This window comes from Burkholderia sp. SIMBA_051 (genome assembly GCF_046534915.1).
In the GTDB taxonomy this organism is placed as follows: domain Bacteria; phylum Pseudomonadota; class Gammaproteobacteria; order Burkholderiales; family Burkholderiaceae; genus Burkholderia; species Burkholderia ambifaria.
In genome coordinates this window covers 90,023-107,706 of the sequence record NZ_JAWRXS010000015.1, presented here as the reverse complement: position 1 = coordinate 107,706, position 17,684 = coordinate 90,023, and the positions used below count along the sequence as shown (strand labels likewise).

Genomic DNA, 17,684 nt, shown 5'->3' with positions numbered 1-17,684 from the left:
ATGAAAATTATTTCGCTTGAGACCGCATTGGCGTCGCTAACACGTCTTCCGGGAATCGTCATCGGTCCCGACGTCACTTGCGCTCCAGGAACCATCGCTAACGTGCTGTCGGGTTCTGTACGGATTGTAGCTCCGGATGAACTTGACTCGCTTGAGCAGGGGCAGCACTTTCGTCCCGCAATTGATGCGTTGGCGACAAAGTTGCAAGATCGGTTACCGCGTCTGACTGACGAAATTTGTGAAAGACTACGTGAGCTCAAACCGTCACTGGATCTTCCGTATCTTGCCAAGGCGGGATGGTCCGCATGCATATCTCTTACTGATGACGTTCTATTTGAGTCTGCTTTAAGAAATCATTTTGATTCGATCCCGACCTCACTGTCTGCAACGATTATCGACGGACCGTCGTTGGTGCCGCCAGAGCGCACTGTACCCATTTATAAGTTATTGGGGAATCTAAATAATCGTGATCCTGCGCACACTTTGGCAATGTCAGAGTCCGCGTTGCTCGTGCGTCAACAAACATGGCCACGAATGTTGCGCACGTTCCCGGACTACCTCAGAGAGGGGCCACTTTTCCTGCTTGGCACAGCATCTGTAGCGCCACTGGTGAAAATTGTCCTAGGGACGCTCCTTGGTATGGGGCGACCGAATGTCTCAAAACTGGTGTTTCTGAAAGATGACCCCACGCTCCGCGATTCGACAATTTTGGCGCTTTGCAATCAATTCGAGACCGCCACAGTCGACGCAAACCTTAGAGATGTATGTGCCGCCATTGCGGAACTCAAACCTCAGAAGAGTTATGTGAGTGCAGAAGCGCCGAAGACGATATCTAAGCTCCAGCAGATTCTGAAGATGCATGAGGATATTCTGTCATCAGTGCCTTCGTCGATTCCCGAATCGACAAAAAGTGGGTTGCATCTTCCAGCCCTGATTGACGGATTGTTCCGACCCGCAGCCATTGATTGGCATCCGTTCATCATGGGTCTCGATCTTCGACGGACGATTACCGACCAGCTCAAGCATTCAATCACGGCATCACTTGAGGATTCCTCGACCGGTCGACTCGATCCTGTCGTGGCACGCGGTGAAGCTGGAATCGGAAAAACTATACTGCTGAAACGAACTGCCGTTGAGTTGGCTGCTGATGGTTTTGTGGTGCTTTGGTGTCGGAGGTCTACGGGTCCAGGGTGGGTCAGGAATTTCCGTAATCTTGCCGGTGAGCTCGCAGAATATTTCAAATCCGTGTCGAACCATCAGGGAGTCGTCGTTTTTTGTGACGACCCTTGGGCGTTGCGCATGGACGCCAGCGAACTGATGGGGTGTTTCGATCGGTTTCCGTTCCGCATCGCGTTTGTCTTCGCTTTGAGAAATTCCGACTTCTTTTCATGGGAACACAGCACGCTGCCGCTCGGAAGTGGAGCGACCAGTGACCATGAGATCCCATTTGAACTTGACGATCGCGAATGGAAAGATCTCGGCGTTATGCTACAGAAAATCGGGGCCGTGAAGGATCAAGCGGAAGCGGATAGGGAGATGTCGCTCGTACCTCGTAGGAACGCCTCCGACATTCTATGCAGTCTCTGGTACCTAATCCCCGAAACACGCTCCCAGCTCAGCGACTCTTTGCGTGACGAGTATTGCCGGCTCGGAAACGTGCCGGAATCTCTTGCTAGCGCAGCACAAGCGATTGCTGCCGACAGCGACACAGCGAGGCGTGCGTACGAATACGTCACGGTAACAAGCAACCTAGACATCGGGCTACCCATAGAAGTGCTTGTTCGTGCACTGGCAATCAACTACGACGACTGGATGGAGATGATCGTCGATGGACGACCATTATGGGGATTGCTCTATGACGAGCAAGATTCCGAGAGCGGAAACATTCTTTTTCGCACAAGGAACGAGATTGTCACTCGCGTACTACTGGATTTGGTCAACGGTGGGGTCGGCCATGTTGGCGAATACAGAGTTTTATGCGATTTGTTGCGCGCTTGCGATGGCGGTTCTGCCGTCTACCGCAACTTTATACTAGAACTGTTAGTCCGAAATAGGTCTCGGCTTCAGAAAATACTCAGCTACGAGCAGGGAATAGAGCTATTCGACATAGCGCAAAATGCTCTCATTTACGAGGATCGACTACTGGAACACCATAAGGGGATCTGGATCGACGACGTTGGGCGTGACACCAAGGCTGCTTACAGTCAACTCGAGAAAGCGCTTCATACGGAGGTGTACCCCAGTGCCGAGCGTGACGCACCGCTGGAACACATCCACACATCGATGGCCTCTTCTATCGTCAAAATGGTGAAGTCTGGCCAGCAGGACCGCACTATCGGCTTCCAGCTTGTGCGCGATCACCTGCGTCAAGCGTCGAGCCCTACGTTCTTCAACGCACATACGGCACACGTATCCGCCAATCTACTCTTTCAGCTATCTCAGCAAAGCGGTAAGTCTACGCCAGACGGGATTGCGCTGGCATCCATCGGCGACGCGCTCCAAGAAATTGAACGGGCATTCCAACTAATCGGTACGCATGGTCGAAATCATTTCCGAGATGAGAAGAGTATTGCGATGCTAACCGATCTGCAGTCCAAGATCATTCGTTCAATACCCGACCTCGATTCGCTGAAGGCGCTGGCGCAAAGAATGTTCGACGAGACGGGGAGCCAATTGGGTTTTGAGGTTGTAGCCCGTCGTTTGCTTGTCGAGGCTTCTGAAGGTAACAAGGGCCATGCATACAATGGTGTGAATGAGTACATATCCGAATGCGTTGCGCAAATTGAAGATCGCGGGACGCGTTTATCTACAGAACTTGTTGTTATACGCATTGATCTGATCGTTCGTTGGCGGATCCAACGATTTCTCTCAGTGCAATGGGAGAACTTTACTCACGATCTTAAATCGATCCTGGAAAATGTACGTTACCGTGATGACGCAATAAAGCGTTTCTACTATGCTGTCGGTTTATTTCACCTCAAACACGTCACCGAAGCCAATGCCGTCTTTGCCGGTCTTCGTCGGCTCCAGTTGTCGGCGAGCCCTCGCGAGATTAGATGTTATTACCTCGGTGACCAAGGGGACGCGCGACGGGTGCAGGGCACTGTGCAACGCAAGCACAATTACTCTTATGTGCTGGTGACTGACTTGCAATTGTCTGTGCCCATGCGTTCGCCCACTGCTGGGGGGGGGACGGGCTCGGTGGTCCACGCATATATTGCATTCTCCTTGAACGGGCCGACGGCAGTGCTCGACAAGCCCGGACCGAGCGACATCGGACTTCCTTGAATACGGACGATCGCTAGGGAAATGAGCAGAGAGTGCCCCCATTGTCTAAATATAGAACGGACATTCCAAACCGGCGAAGGTCTTGCGGAGGGAGTGTCTGCAATGGTCGATCGCTCGCTGTCCTTCGCGGCTAAGCGAATGGCCGTTGCACCTCGAAAGCTGCCATTGATTTCGCGTCGGGTCGAAAGGCCGAGGTGGGTCGGTTGTTGTCGTTCGAATAGTGGCACCTTCCCGTCTGTCACAGCGACCGACCAGAAGGCAATCGACCTCTAATCAAAATGCGCCTGTCCAAAACCGATCCCTTTCGAACAGTGACGTTCTAGTATGTACGAAAATAAGGCTTGATGATTTACGTACATACGGTATGATTCGTACATCCATTTCGTACACATTGAGAGTGCAGCATGTCACGGACCTTCGCATACGCTCGCGTCAGCACGACTGATCAGACTGCAGCTAACCAACTTCGTGAGATCGAGGCAGCTGGCTTCTCCGTCGACAAGCGCCGGGTCATTACGGAGAGCATATCCGGCAGCGTCAGCGCGGACCAGCGACCGGGGTTTGCGGAATTGCTCCTCAAGATGGAAGACGGCGACGTCTTGATCGTGACGAAGCTCGACCGGCTTGGCCGAAACGCAATGGACGTGCGTTCGACCGTCGAGACTTTGGCGGAGCGTGACATCCGGATTCATTGTCTTGCCCTTGGCGGCGTTGATTTGACCAGCGCGGCTGGCCGGATGACGATGCAGGTATTGAATGCTGTCGCCGAGTTTGAACGTGACTTGTTGATCGAGCGGACGCAGGCAGGCATCGCGCGGGCAAAGGCAGAAGGGAAGGTGATGGGCCGGCGATCCGCACTTACCAAGCAGCAGCAAGATGAAGTGCGGCGACGGCTCAGCGAAGGGGAGACTGTTGCCGGTCTCGCAAGACAGTATGGTACGAGCCGGCAGACCATCATGCGAGTACGCAGCGCGGAGTATGGTTCCGTCATCACGTCTGCTTCCAGTGAGCCTTGACTCCCGTTTGCCCCTTGGAGTGGTTATTTTTGCAGAGGCAACGCCGATACGAACAAGGCGGCGCTCGCGATACTAATCGAAATGAGCGTTAAGAGCCAGCAATCCGGTAGACACGCTCTCGTTCTTTGTTGGTCAATATCTTCTTGTCGTGTTCTGATAGGTCAAGGGTCGCAATATCTCCGACGAGTGATTTGTATTCAATCAATCGGTGCAGGCGATATGTATCGAAAAATCCATCGCCGGGAAGGCCCGAGTCTCTTTTTGCCATTAAGCTCGTGTAGTTTGCCGTGCGGAAATCGCAAATTTCATTGGCAGCATCTTCCAACGCGCGATGGCATTCGCCTCGCTCAATGGACGTACTTTGCTTGGGAAGTCCAACGGACTCGTATAAAAATTTAAAACTGACCGTTCGCCTTTTTTCTGCTGCGTCCTGCAATATCTGAGCAATTACTTGCACCATTTTTTCATGACTCAACATCAGGCACCTTTTCGTGATAGCAAATTCAATCGTTTTTGCCTAGCGAGCAATATCGAGAGGCGACTCGAACCAGTTCCACATGTGGATCTCGTGACGATCGACAGGGTTTTTCGGCACGTCGTTCCAAGTGTCGCGCTAAGATTTCACTTAGGCTGAACGTAGAACTGTTTCAGCGTGCCGGTTCCATCGGTGACAACCACCTTGAAAGCCCGATCCTTGGGCGTGCTGCTGCCGACTGTCACCACAACGAACGCGATGCCTGAGCGCAATTCGATTTTAGCGCTCGGCGCGATAGCTCCGGCTGCCGTAGGCGGATCAGCGATTGCAACGGCATAGGACGACGGTGTCCCGCCTGAAATCGCCACCGACACGGGAGTCGATGTCGTGACGGGAAACGTCTGGTTCGAGTCCGCGTCAGCCGCTCCGAGCGTGAGCGGCTGAGTGAGCGCCGGCCGAACTCCGGTCAATTGCTGGTAGGCGCAGCCGCCATAGTTGGTCGCTCCGGCGATCGACTGAGGTGGCGGAAACTGCTGCGCGGCCTGCACATACAGGACGACCTTGTCATTCGCGGTCTTTATCGCCTGAGCTGCGGCGTTCCATTGAGTTTGGAGCGCCGTTTTTTGCGTGTCCGTGTCCAGGGCATATTTTGTGTCCGACGGCAGTGCCAGGGTCTGCGTGGCTGACGGGGTACGCAGCGATGTAGGCAGCGTGAAGGCGGACCCGAACAGTGCTTTGTCGTCGGCGATGGTGGGCTGATCCTCCGCGATCTGCTCATTAGCTTGCGCGATGATCAAATGTACGGCCTTGAAGAGTGCCGCTTTGTGCGCCCGCAACCCGCCCTCCAAGTATGCGTCGGCCGCCCATTTGTCTCGCCGAGCCTTGGTCAGTTGATCTCGTAGAGGTTGAATGGATACCTTGGCCTTCTTGGCCATTGAATCCAGCTTCATGAGTTCACTGTCTGCCGCGGTGAATGCTTGCTCGACTGCATCGTGGACGTCGTCGGGTACGTGTCGGGCACCGATCGCCATCTCGGCAACAGCATATTCACTGCGCGCGCACTGGATCGCTGCTTCGGCTCGCGTGTAAATGCGCTCGTAGCGCGGGGCGAGCAGATAATTACGAGTAGCATAGACGGCTGCGCCGCCTGCGGTAAGCGCGGCGATCGTTTTCGTCGCGCTACCGATGAGCCCTTTGTAGGCGATGAAGGCCGAAAGAGGAATCAGCCCCGAGGCTGAATAAACGCGTCCGCCGGCCGCTTCCGCCCGATATAGCGCCACGACTCTTTGTGCCTGAATGGCGAAGTCTTCCGCTTCCTCGGGCGTGTAATCAATGAGCGAGCGGGGCGCCTTTCCGCTCGGCAGATTCGCTGACGAATTCCCATTTCCTCCCGCGCCTAAAGGCGGGCTCAAAACGGGCGATGTAATGTATCCCCCGTCGAACATCGCACATCCACTAAGGCTAAGCGACGCCAGCAAAATGCAAAGCGGCAATTGCGCTACCGGAGATCTTTTATTCAATTCTTTCCCCTTCCATCAGGATGCGCGGCAGGCCTCGCCCGTTCCCCAAGGGGACTTCCTTCGGGCGCGGGCGAGGAGGGATAGCGCGGACGCCGCAGGTGTCCTTTTGGGAATCCCCTGCCTTCAATTAGACGGAGGATGTCAAACAAAGGCGGCTGCGCGCCGCGTCACATCAGATCAAATGCCCACAACCTGAGCCGGACCCACTGGCGGAATCGCGCCGTAGTTATTGCCGATGGCGACATCGGGGTCTACAGACAGGGCGCCGACAGTCGACGGCATGCCCTGAACAATCGACCAGAGGTGATTCGGATCGTACCCGGACCAACCCCGCGACTGTGCGAGCCATGTGTATTGGACGAGACCGGCTTGCGCAAGTGCGAGGCATGTGCTGCCCGAACCGTAAGCGCCAATCGCGTAGGGTGGACAGCCGTTATCCGTTTCGGCTGTGGCTAGCCCTTGTGCGACGCCGTTGAAGTAATCGGTGATGCAGCCGTTGATGTCGGCGCTGCTGGCGTCATAGTCGACTGCGAAGTACAACGCCGTCTTGGACGGTGCACTCAATGCCGCCGCTTGCGTCGCCGCTCGCTGTCCGTCGCTCTGACCGCGGCTGTTACTGAAGTAGCTGGCCGATGTCGAGCCATCCTCATAGACAAGGATAAGCGAAAGCCCCGCTGCGCTGATTGCAGAGGCTTCCGGGGCATTGATCACCTTCCAGGTGGATTTGCTGAGATAGCGTCCGATAAAATCGTAACCTTGCGCGCGAATGCTAGCCGCATAGGGCGAGCAATTTTGCGTCGTGTCGAGTCCTTTTGGCATGTGAACCCCCGATGGTCTTGACGATGTTCGTTTTTTTACTGCGGTTCGCCAAAGATGCAATAGGATTTAGGCCTATTGACGCAATCCCAATCGCATGCGTTGGCCAATGTATCCAAGATACAACGATACGCTGGCAACCTACCCCGATCATGCTTGTGCTTTGTGTGGCGCCGACGTCATTCGCATTATAGGCGGTCACCGGCAATTACCAGAAATAGCTTCACGCCGGCGAACTGCTTGTAGTGTTCGAAAACGGTAGGGTGTAGTTCGACTGCCCCATCGTCGCGGATCCAAAGCAGATGATTGTCATAGAGAGCATGGAGGTCCTTGCGCAACAGGTAGCCGTCGCTCGCACTGTTGTGGCCCAGCTTCCAGTTGCGCCCATGCTTGTGTGCAGCATCCAATGCCTTGACGACGGTGCAACCGCTAATTACACACGCTCCCTTGCAGGCCAAATATACGCGCCTGCGAAATGCAGCCTGGTCCGGCCTGCTTTCGACGCTGACGAAACGGGCTGCCCTGACTTCCAGTGTGTCGGGTTCTGCTGCGATATCCGCTATGTCCTCGTCAGCGGCGCTCCAGACTGCATAAAGCCGCTGGCGCTCTGCTTCATCATCGGAGACATGAAATTCTTTCGCCAGTCCTTGTGAGCACCGCTGAGTCTTTTTGCTGACAATGAGTGCGGTGATGATCGGCTCGTCGAGATTGTCGGCCTGATGGCCGAGGTAGTCCGTTGCGTGTCGCAAGCTGAACCGATCGATGCCGAATGCGTCCATGACTTGCCCATACGTGACGACCCGCTTGTTACGTGCGACCTCAATCAACCAGGTCCGCATGGCGGCAAGCTTCGGACGAAATGCTGCTTCCCTTCTCACGGTTGGGGGCTTCCCGCTGGCGGCCTGGTCTAGAAGCGACATGATTCGTGGTTTCACATTGGCCCCGACATTGCCCGCTGGCTTCAATCCGGGAATCCACTGCCTGCCCGCTTCTTGCAGCACCGCTGAGATGTTTTGCATTCGATACTCAAATGCCTTATCAGTACGGCCAAACTGAGACGCTAAGTCGCGATATATTTGCCTTTTGGAGTATGGTCTTTGCTCTGCTTCGAGCGTCGCCATGTTCGCGTATGCCTCCACGGCAGCCGCAAGTTCCTCATCGCTCCAGTTCTGTGCCATCTTCAGCCCCCGACATATAGACGCCTATTCGGCCACGATGATAGATCGTAGGACGTTAAAGCGGGCGACGGCGTCGAGCAATTTTCGCGTAGCTTCTGAGTCGAACGAGCAAGTCACTCCGAGAAATGGTTCACACTCGCGTTTGTCTTAGGGCTCGCTACAGAAGCGTCCAAGGATGGATGCAGTTCCGTCACGTTCCGAAACCTCTCTCATCGAAAAGTGATTCTTGACACCACAGAAATGACAGTCTGCATCTATTGCCGTAAGCCGAAGAGCAAAGAGGATCTCACACTGGAGCACGTGATTCCCCAGTTCCTCGGCGGCGCCTGCGTTCCTGACGAATTCAAGACTCGATCAGTGTGCAAAAGCTGCAACAACGATTTGGGCCTGTTCGTCGACGCCAGTTTCGAGAAGCATTGGTTCGTCACGGAGAAGCTTCGCGAGATACATTACTCGACCTTCGATCCTAGTCAGGAAGTCGGGCTGCCACTTATATGTATGGGGCATTCGGACTTGCGGCCGCCAATGATGGAGGAGGGGGAAACGTGCGAGGCGTGGATCGGCCCGCTAGGCGAGCAAATCTACTGGGTACGCAAAGACGATTCGAGACTGTACTGGTATTCCGGTGGAAATCCGCGAACAGTCAAGAAAACAGCCAGCCGCGCATATTATCTATTCAGCGAGCGGTCGCCCAAGAATCCAGCATTGTCGTTGCGAGCATTTCGCGACTCTTTTGCAGGCCGGCGAGTCAGGAAAATCATGTGTACGACCGTCGATTTTGATCCGAAGGTCATCGGATTTTCCGACCCAGACGAACTGGACAAGACACGGATCGACTACATCCTTCGGAATTGCCTAACGAAGCCGCGGCGTCGTAACCGCGTGAGGATGTATGTGCATTACGACGTTCGGTTTATGGCAAAGTTGGCAATTGGCATGGCTCATTGCCTGTTCGGCGAGCGAGTTCTCAGTACGGCCTACGCCGACATGTTGCACAAGGGACTATGGCACCGGCCCGATGAAGACGTACCCGAGCTGCAGGGGGCGACCGATTGGATGAAGCCGCGCGACCCGCACTTCGCAAAGGTCATGGGGGATCCAGATGCAGTTACGATCGCGATTGTCCCTGTCGCCAATGCTGTCGCCGTCAATTTAAACCTTGGCGAGTCGATGAATTGGAGCATCCAGTGCGCGAGCGGAGAGAGTCTAGCCCCCGAGGACGTTGACGCGCTGGGAATGGGGCGCGTTATTGTCCTGTATCCGCAGCTACATCGATCCGTTGATCTGCCTATGGTCGACTATATTGCACATAAGATCGGGAATCGCCCGCACCCCAAGCTGACAGAAATCGGTGCGATGTTGAATCGCAATCGTGATTACCTGAAGAGTCTTTGATTGCAACCGGGGGCCAGGGTGCAAGCGATGTTGCGCATGACGGATCACAAGGCGCTGCCTCACCGCAACATCACGCCGTTTCGCTGTGCAGCTTCGGCGTCTTGTGTAGCTCGACCCAGAAGCCGTTGAGTTGATCATCCTGTACGTTGAACCGGCGCAGCCAACCTTCGGTCGCTACGACCGTATTTAGCAGGGGCGCAGTACTGTCCAGTGTCCCGTCTTGCAGCGTATCGACCTCATCCGCGATGATCGGCCGCAGCGCGTGGTTCAGAATGACGTACGCGGCGGGTGGAGATACGGGAATGCCTGGTCCATTGGATACGCCGGACTCCGGCGCGACGCCGGCCTGAATAATCAAGCCCCCGTTCCCCAGCGGAATACGGGCGAACCAATCTGGCGGGAGTCCGAGTGCCGATGCGCCGCCGACAGCCGCGACTAAGTCCGCATCGAGCGCGTTGAGCCAGTCAACGGTCTTGATCTTCGTGTAAAGCTTGCGAACGGTGGAACGCATTGGATCGCCGACGTCGATTCCCGGCCCGAAACGGCGCGCGTAGAAATACTCGCTGGCTTCGTTTGGTCGCCGCCCCATTGGAGGCACGTTCACAGCTAGCCCGCCATGGCCGCTAACCGTCGGCAACGCTTCTGCGAATGCGCGGAACATCGCCTCGAATACGCCGGGGCGGTGCGCGATAAACGCACGCGGTACCGTGAAGACCAGTCCGTCGAGCCCGCGTTTCCGTGCAGCCTTCTTTTCGCTAAGCGCGAACACCGTGAATTCATAGAACCCGGTCGCGAGCTTGTGCTCGGCGCTGGTGATCGCGACCGCAAGGGCCTCGTCGGCGGGGACGCTCGTCGCGAGACTTTCGAATCCCGGAGACTTGTCGTACTGGATCGGTTCTTCTCCCTCGGAATAGAACCAGCGCAGCGGCCCGGACTTCGACGGCGTCTGGCCGGCCGCCACTTCGAGCGCGTGTTGATACTCCTCGATCGCCGCGCTGTACTGCTTGAAGCAGCGCACCAGCGCTTGCCGAACCTCCGACGTGAAACCGTTGCGGAAGTAAAGCACGCCCCGCACTACAAGGGCGGCGCCCGTGATCCCTTTTTGGTGCGTGGGCTCGTAAAGCCCGAAAGGCATGGTGTCCGCACGGCGCGGATCTTTGGCCCAAGCTTCAATTTCGTCGTTCGTCATGGCGTCAAAGCGGGAGCGGGAATGCAGGTGGCGGCAACGAGGGCGCGGTCGGGAGCGGTGGGCCACCGGGCGCGCTGCTATTGCCGCCGAACAAGTCGTCAAGCTCGGATTGTCGCGCGGATTGCTTCGAGCGCGAAGTTTCCTTCTGGCCGTCGTCGTCGCCGCATCCGCAATCAGCCGCGCCGAGGTGGACAAACTTCGACGGGCCGCCCGCGATTTCGATGTAGTCGTCTTCCTGATCAGGGCCGTATCGATCGCCGGGGAACTTCATTTCCACGACGGTCTTGATATTCGATTGCTCCGGAGGCTTCGACGGGTCGTTCACGATGACGACGTCAGGGCGGCGGACGTCGCCTTTCTCGTATTTCCTGCCCTTGCTGGGCCACACGTCCTTGATCCACTGGCGAATGCCCGAATTGGGCTCCAGCGGATCGTCGTAGTCCATGATCGGCTCGGGTGGATTCGTCGTCATATCGTACGGCTGTTCCGGCCGGTATTCCGTTGGAACGCCCGTCTGCATCTTCGACACCTCATTCGGCAGCCCGAGGCGCATTTCGACGCAGCGCTGCCGCTGGATTGTTCCAGCTTTCGTCGCGACGCCGATCCGACGGCACTCGCAGAACGTGTGACACAGAACTTTCCGGTCTTTCGGGGACAGTTTGGAGGCGCTTAATCCAACCTGCGTTGTCTGGCCACCGGTGCTTGAGCCCCCAGTTGACGACCCTGGGGAGTAGGGGCCGGTCATGCATCGCTCCCGGGCTGATGGAACGACAGCGATGCAGCTTGGTGACTGCTGATCCAATCGGTGTGGCCGCTCGCGTCCGTCGTGCCTTGGATCGTTTGGCCGTCCGCCGACGTGACCGTGTATGGGTGATTCGGAATCGGCGCGCGTGTCTTGTCGTCGACGAGCTGGAAGCGGCCGCGATATGCGCCATCGTCTTGCGCGGTCGTCTGCGTGACTACGCTTTTGCCTGCGCCAACCGAGCCGCCTGCGCCGGAGGTCGGCTCTACCGTCGCCATGCCTTGCGATGCTATCAGCGTCGCACCGCAGGCAGTCTTGTCGCCTTCGGTCGCCACAGCCCGGCCGCCGAACGTCATGCTGCGAACGCGGACGCCGACAATTGGGTAGACGCCGCCGCACTTGGGACACGACACCATGTCGCCTTCGAGCGCGAGAGGCCTGCCGAAGGCGATGTTGGTAGACGTGCAGGCGAGCACCCGGCCACCGTGCGAAGTCGTATCGCCTTCCCGAATGAACGCAGAACTCATGCCGAATCCTCTGTTGAAATTTTGCGAGGACTGTAGCACGCACCGAATAAGGGTAACTACCCTGTCAAAGTTGCCGGGAGGCTTCACAGGTGAATGGAGCGGTGCAATTTTTGACCGTCCAAAGTCACTTTTCATTGAACACAAGGCCAGCTTTTGCCGTTGCCTCGGGGAGGGCTGCGGCACGGGAGTTTCTTTGCGCGCAGCGTTCCAGACCGCAGGGTGCTTCTCGACACGGCGGGCGTCATGCGACGTATTTGCCGGCTATCTCCAACTTTGTCTCCAAGTAAATGAGTGTTTTGGAGATACACTTGGAGATACTCGGACCCTTGCCCAGTAAGGCTTCCGGGGTGAATTGAGCATATATCTCCAAATCTCCAGAAGTTTTCTGTTCGGCCGGCCAACGATCGGCGACTTACGCCACAATTTTTCGCTCGGTGGCCTCATCCACATGGGCTCAACCGATTGGGGGTATGTTTGGGGGTTCGTGTTCCAATCGTTGATTCCATTTTTGTTTTGAATCAATAGATTGGCTAAGGATTGTTGATCCTGCAGCCTCCGAAAAAGGGGTTACGGAATTTTTCCGTAACCCCTTTTTTCTTTTCGGCGCAATCGGCAACGACGCGCTGATTGGGGATGCCTTCCGCGCGGTGCAATGCGGCCACAAAGCCCACCTCACTACACCCCCCTTCCCCTGTCACGCCCGCGTCACGCTGCACCCCTAACGTTGCACATTCCCGTCGCGGCACCATCGTCGCGATCCGGGCGTGCGCACACGCACGCGACGCCGTGCCCGCGTCGCGCAAGCGGCCAACCGGGATCTCGCTCCCGACAGCGCACCGACCATTTACCGCGCCATTCCATTCGAAAACACGATCGACGCCGATTGAGTTGAATCGCGGACGATCAGGAGACACGGACCATGCTGAGTCCACATGAATTTTCGATGCTGCTGCGCATTGCTCGCGCGCCGGACAGCGTCGACCCGTCGAACCCGGCTTTCGCCGTGCTCGTCGAAAAGCGGCTCGTCGACGATACGCAGGTACGCGTGAATGCGGTGGCTGCACGCCCGGCACTGACGCCGATCGGACAGCTGCTGCTCGCGCGCTTCGACGAAGCTGCCTGAGGGGAAACGAACAGACCCGCGGAGGAGCGTCACGCCTTCGCCGCGGCGAAGGACGTGACGGATGAAAGCGCGGCGAACCGCTTACTGCGCGAGCGGCACCGTCACGTCGCTGCCGAACCAGTGCATCGAGATCTTCTTCAACGTGCCGTCCTTGCGCAGCGAATCCAGCGCATCGTTGATCGCCTTCTCGAACTTCGGATTGCCCTTGCGGAACGGGATCGCCATCTCCTGCTTGCCGCCGTTCAGCACCGCGCCCGAGCGCAGCGGCAGGTTCGACGTCTTGATCATGTACGGCAGCATCAGGCGGTCGTCGAGCGTCGCCTCGATCCGGCCCGCGGCGAGGTCGCGCAGCTTTTCCGGCGCGCCCGGATACGTCTGCACCTCGATACCCGGCACGCTGCGCGCCATCTGGTCGTAGTTGGTGCCGAGTGTCACGCCGAGCTTCTTGCCCTTGAAATCCTCGAGCGACTTGAAGTTGCGCGTGTCGTCCTTGCGCTGGATCAGCTGCGCGGCCGAGTACGTGTACGGCTGGCTGAAGTCGAGCACTTCCTTGCGTTGCGGCGTGATCGTGACCTGGTTGACGATCACGTCGAACTTGCCGGCCTGCAGCCCCGCGATGATCCCGCTCCATTCGGTCGGGATGAACTGCGTCTTCACGCCGAGCTTGCCGGCGACCGCATTCGCGACGTCGACGTCGAAACCCTCGAGCTGACCCGAGGTGCCGCGCGAGTTGAACGGCGGATACGTGCCTTCGAGCCCGACGCGCAGCACGCCGGCTTTCTTCACCGAGTCGAGCAGGTCTTCCGCGTGCGCGGCGACGGCCGTGAAACCGAGGGCCGACGCGAGCAGCAGCCCCGACAGCAGAAACTTCGAACGTTTCATCGCAGATCTCCAGTGTTCAGTGTGGTAATGGTGCGCCGGGCATCGAGCGTGCCCGGGCTGGGCCGGAATACGGGCACGTAGACACTACTCGCAACCAGCGCGCGCCGAAAGTCGAATTGGCCCTGATTGCAATCGATTTCAGCGGGCGGCGGTGCGGTGCAGCGTGACGACGGGGCATGGGATGCGTTTAGAAATGCGCTTTTAAATCAGGGCCATTTTTCCTTTCATGCCGTAATTTGTCTGTAAAATCGCGCGAGCGAAATCGCATTGCGCGCCATCCGAGGGCGCGTCACAAGAAGAAAAGGCCGTTGCCATGAACATGCAGAACACGATTGCCGCATTGCGCGGCGGGTTGCTTCAGCAGGACCGGCTGCTGAAGCTCGATACGCCATTGGGGGCCAACGTGCTGACCGTGCAGCGGGCGGTTGGCCGTTCGCGCATTGGGCGCGCATACGAATTTACGCTCGACGTCCTGTCGGTCGATGGCGATCTGGAACTCAAAAAACTGATCGCGCAGCCCGTTACGTTGTGGATTCAGCAGAGCGATCGCAGCTACCGGCCGGTCAACGGCTACGTCCATACCGCGCGCCGCCTCGGCGCCGACGGCGGGCTCACGACTTATCAGCTCACGTTCGCCGATTTCACCCATTTCCTGAAGTTTCGTCGCGACCAGCGCCTCTGGAACGACACGACCGTCGACCAGATCATCAGCGACGTGCTGAATCAGCATCCGCAAGCGCAGGGGCATTTTCGGTTCGCGCTGTCGAAGCCGCTGCCGAGCCGGTCATACACGCGTCAGCACGACACCGACTGGCATTTCGTGCACCGGCTGATGGAGAGCGAAGGCCTCTACAGCACGTGGCAGCAGGCCGACGACGGCAAGTCCCATACGCTCGTGATCACCGACAACCTGCAGGCGTTCGCGTCGCTGTCGCCGGAAGCCGTGCGCTTCTATCGCGGCGGCGCGGCGAGCGAAGCCGACGCGTTCACGCAATGGTCGGGCACGCGCACGCTGCAGAGCGTGACGCGGACGACGCGCACGTTCGACTACAAGAATCCGTCGCAACCATCGAACCCGAAGGGCACGACGCTGCCGACGATGGGCGGCCAGGGCGAATTGCCCGATCAGCTCGAAGTCTACGAGTACACCGGGGCGTACACGTATCTGGACCAGACGCGCGGCGACCATCTGACGAAGATCAGGATGGAGGAATGGGAGTCGCAGGCGAAGCGCTTCCATGGCGTGGGCGGCGTGCGCGCGATCGATGCCGGCCGGCGCTTCGTGCTGTCGGATCATCCCGAGCACGATCGCGATCCGGCAGACCAGCGCGAGTTCGCGGCGATCGGCGTCGAATGGTGGATCGAGAACAACTTGCCCGTCGCGAGCAGCAGCGCGGACTTTCCGTACAGCCTGCGCGACGCGTTGACGCAAGCGCAGGAGGGCTACGGTGCCGATCCCGCGTTTCGCGTGCCGCATGATGACGGCTCGGTCGGCTTCTACCTCGTCGAAGTCGAAGCGCAGCGCGTGAGCGTGCCGTATCGCAGCCCGTTCGAACACGAGAAGCCGAAGATGCATCTCGAGACGGCGATCGTCGTGGGGCCGCAGGGCGAGGAAGTCTATACCGACGAGTTGAACCGGATCCGCGTGCAGTTCGTGTGGGATCGTCTGAACCCGGGCAACGAGAGCGCGTCGTGCTGGGTGCGCGTGGTGCAGTCGGATACTGGTGGCGGCTACGGCGGCGTGCATGTGCCGCGCATCGGCGAGGAAGTGCTGATCGACTACGTCGGCGGCGATTGCGACCGGCCGCTCGCGGTCGGTCGCGTGTACAACGGCGCGAACCAGCCGCAGTGGCATAGCGACGGGATTCTGTCCGGATATCGGTCGAAAGAGTATTCGGGCGGCGGCTACAACCAGCTCGTGATGGACGACGCGACCGGGCAGAACCGCGTGCAGCTGATGAGCAGCAGCGCGAACAGCCTGCTGCATCTCGGCTACATCATCGACCAGAACGGCAATTCGCGCGGCTCGTATCTGGGCAGCGGGTTCGACCTGCGCTCGGATGCGTATGGCGCGGTGCGGGCGAGCCAGGGCCTGTACGTCACTACCCACCCGAAGGCGCCGAACAGCCAGCCGCTCGACGTGAAGGAAGCGCAGCAGCAGCTCGTGACGGGCGAGAGCCTGGTCGAGGCGATGTCGGGCGTGAGCGAGCAGCATCAGGCGGAGAGCATGAAAGACGCGCAAGACACGATGCGCGCGTTCACCGACGCAACGCAGAACAGCGTGTCGGGCAGCACGTCGGGTGGGCGAACGGCAGGCGGCGGCACGGGCAGTGCGAACGCATTCAAGGAGCCGGTGATGCTGTTCGGCAGTCCGTCGGGTATCGGGATGTCGACGCAGCAGTCGCTGCACATGGTCGCGAACGATCACGTGAACGTCGCAAGCGGACAGAGCGTGCATGTTGCGGCGGGCAAGTCGCTGATCGGCAGTATTGGGCAGAAGCTGAGCCTGTTCGTGCAGAACGCGGGGATGAAGCTGTTCGCGGGCAAGGGCAAGGTGGAGATCCAGGCGCAGTCGGACAATGTCGAGGTGACCGCACAGAAGGCGGTGAAGGTTGTGTCCGCAACCGACCGGATCGAGATCGCGGCTGATCAGGGAATTCTGCTGACCAGCGGCGGCGGGTATATCCGCATCCAGGGCGGCAACATCGAGATTCATACGCCGGGCGCGGTGGACGTGAAGGGCGCGTCGCATACGTTCGCGGGGCCGGCGAGCATGGGCTATCCGCTGCCGAGCCCGCGGCCGGATCAGCCGGGGCAGCTCGAACTGTTTCATAAGTACGTGAACGGCGAAGCGGTGAAGGGCGGGTTGTTTACGGTGAAAGACGTGAACGGCGCCGTGCTGAAGAAAGGTGCGCTCGACAACAGCGGCTATACGGTCGTGAGCGGCTTGCCGCCGGGCGCGGTACGCGTCGAGTTCGGGAAGGACCCGCGCGAGTCGGATCAGCCGGCGAATTACTTCAAGCAGGCGAAGTGGCCGGCAGAGCCGGTCGAACCGTCGCCGGAAGCCGCGCAGGCAGCGGCGAGCGGGCAGCTTGCGAGCCAGTTGCAGGGAATGGCGCCCGCGGCGACCACCGCGGCGATGGGGCTCGCGAGCGGCGGCGGCGCGGGCGCTGCGCTCGGCGGGCTCGCGAGTTCCACATTGCCGGCCGCCGCGAGTGCGCTGGGGGGGGCGGGCGTCGCGTCGGCGTTGCAGACGGCCTCCAGCCTGAGCGGTGCCGCGAAGCAGGTGGCCGGGATGGTGCAGGCCGCACGTCAGGGTGGGCTTGCGGCGCTGGCCGCGCCGGCCGCGAATGCCGCGTCCGGGGCGCTGCAGGGAGCGTTGCCCGGCGTCACTGGAATCGCGGGCAAGGGTGCCACGACGGTGGCGTCAGCCGCGGGCGGCATGAAGCTGCCGACCCCCGGGTTTGGCGGACCGCTGAAATCCTGAGAGGGCGGCTTGTTAGCCGTCTAAAAAAAACGAATTGAACGAAGAG

13 protein-coding genes are annotated in these 17,684 nt (G+C 58.6%); 5 read left to right on the top strand and 8 right to left on the bottom strand.

Annotated elements, in window-relative coordinates:
- Together SB771_RS29835 and SB771_RS29830 are read left to right on the top strand one after the other, a co-directional pair.
- A complete protein-coding gene (locus SB771_RS29835; protein WP_175661899.1) occupies positions 1 to 3,288 on the top strand; it encodes a hypothetical protein in 3,288 nt (1,095 codons plus the stop codon).
- Positions 3,289 to 3,692: 404 nt separating this feature from the next.
- The gene (locus tag SB771_RS29830; protein WP_175661900.1) at positions 3,693 to 4,304 is read left to right on the top strand and encodes a recombinase family protein; all 612 of its coding nucleotides are present in this window, start codon (positions 3,693 to 3,695) and stop codon (positions 4,302 to 4,304) included.
- A gap of 88 nt (positions 4,305 to 4,392) precedes the next feature.
- Here SB771_RS29830 and SB771_RS29825 read toward each other — a convergent pair whose 3' ends face one another.
- The 4 genes from SB771_RS29825 to SB771_RS29810 all read right to left on the bottom strand — a co-directional run bounded on the left by SB771_RS29825 (position 4,393) and on the right by SB771_RS29810 (position 8,293).
- Positions 4,393 to 4,782, bottom strand: coding sequence for a hypothetical protein (locus tag SB771_RS29825; RefSeq protein WP_175661901.1), 390 nt, complete (start codon positions 4,780 to 4,782; stop codon positions 4,393 to 4,395).
- A gap of 143 nt (positions 4,783 to 4,925) precedes the next feature.
- Positions 4,926 to 6,224, bottom strand: coding sequence for a hypothetical protein (locus SB771_RS29820; protein ID WP_175661902.1), 1,299 nt, complete (start codon positions 6,222 to 6,224; stop codon positions 4,926 to 4,928).
- A 252-nt stretch (positions 6,225 to 6,476) separates the two neighbouring features.
- Positions 6,477 to 7,118: a DUF1906 domain-containing protein gene (locus SB771_RS29815; protein WP_105817146.1), complete on the bottom strand. Its 642-nt coding sequence runs from the start codon at positions 7,116 to 7,118 to the stop codon at positions 6,477 to 6,479.
- A 185-nt stretch (positions 7,119 to 7,303) separates the two neighbouring features.
- Complete coding sequence (locus tag SB771_RS29810) at positions 7,304 to 8,293, bottom strand: HNH endonuclease signature motif containing protein (RefSeq protein ID WP_175661903.1); 990 nt, start codon at positions 8,291 to 8,293, stop codon at positions 7,304 to 7,306.
- Between the two features lie 240 nt (positions 8,294 to 8,533).
- Between SB771_RS29810 and SB771_RS29805 the strand changes: the two genes are divergently transcribed.
- A complete protein-coding gene (locus tag SB771_RS29805) occupies positions 8,534 to 9,688 on the top strand; it encodes an HNH endonuclease (protein ID WP_175661904.1) in 1,155 nt (384 codons plus the stop codon).
- 70 nt (positions 9,689 to 9,758) lie between these two features.
- On the opposite strand, the gene SB771_RS29800 is transcribed toward SB771_RS29805, so the two are convergent.
- From SB771_RS29800 to SB771_RS29790, 3 genes are read right to left on the bottom strand one after another with little or no spacing between them, the layout of a single operon-like run.
- Positions 9,759 to 10,877 carry a DUF3396 domain-containing protein gene (locus SB771_RS29800; protein ID WP_175661905.1) on the bottom strand — a complete coding sequence of 373 codons (1,119 nt, stop codon included), beginning with the start codon at positions 10,875 to 10,877 and terminating at the stop codon, positions 9,759 to 9,761.
- A gap of 4 nt (positions 10,878 to 10,881) precedes the next feature.
- Entirely contained in the window at positions 10,882 to 11,622 is a 741-nt protein-coding gene (locus SB771_RS29795; protein WP_175661906.1) for a VRR-NUC domain-containing protein, read from the bottom strand.
- Positions 11,619 to 12,146, bottom strand: a complete 528-nt coding sequence (locus SB771_RS29790; protein WP_175661907.1) for a PAAR domain-containing protein — start codon at positions 12,144 to 12,146, stop codon at positions 11,619 to 11,621. Before SB771_RS29790 ends, SB771_RS29795 begins: the two co-directional genes overlap by 4 nt.
- A 919-nt stretch (positions 12,147 to 13,065) precedes the next feature.
- Between SB771_RS29790 and SB771_RS29785 the strand changes: the two genes are divergently transcribed.
- The gene (locus tag SB771_RS29785) at positions 13,066 to 13,269 is read left to right on the top strand and encodes a hypothetical protein (protein WP_006757125.1); all 204 of its coding nucleotides are present in this window, start codon (positions 13,066 to 13,068) and stop codon (positions 13,267 to 13,269) included.
- 81 nt (positions 13,270 to 13,350) lie between these two features.
- Here the strand turns inward: SB771_RS29785 and SB771_RS29780 are convergent, their stop codons facing one another.
- Positions 13,351 to 14,151 (bottom strand): cystine ABC transporter substrate-binding protein, encoded by an 801-nt coding sequence (locus tag SB771_RS29780; RefSeq protein WP_006751250.1) that lies wholly within the window; start codon positions 14,149 to 14,151, stop codon positions 13,351 to 13,353.
- Positions 14,152 to 14,464: 313 nt separating this feature from the next.
- On the opposite strand from SB771_RS29780, the gene SB771_RS29775 reads away from it, so the two are divergent.
- Entirely contained in the window at positions 14,465 to 17,638 is a 3,174-nt protein-coding gene (locus tag SB771_RS29775) for a type VI secretion system Vgr family protein (protein ID WP_175661908.1), read from the top strand.
- Positions 17,639 to 17,684: the final 46 nt, after the last annotated feature.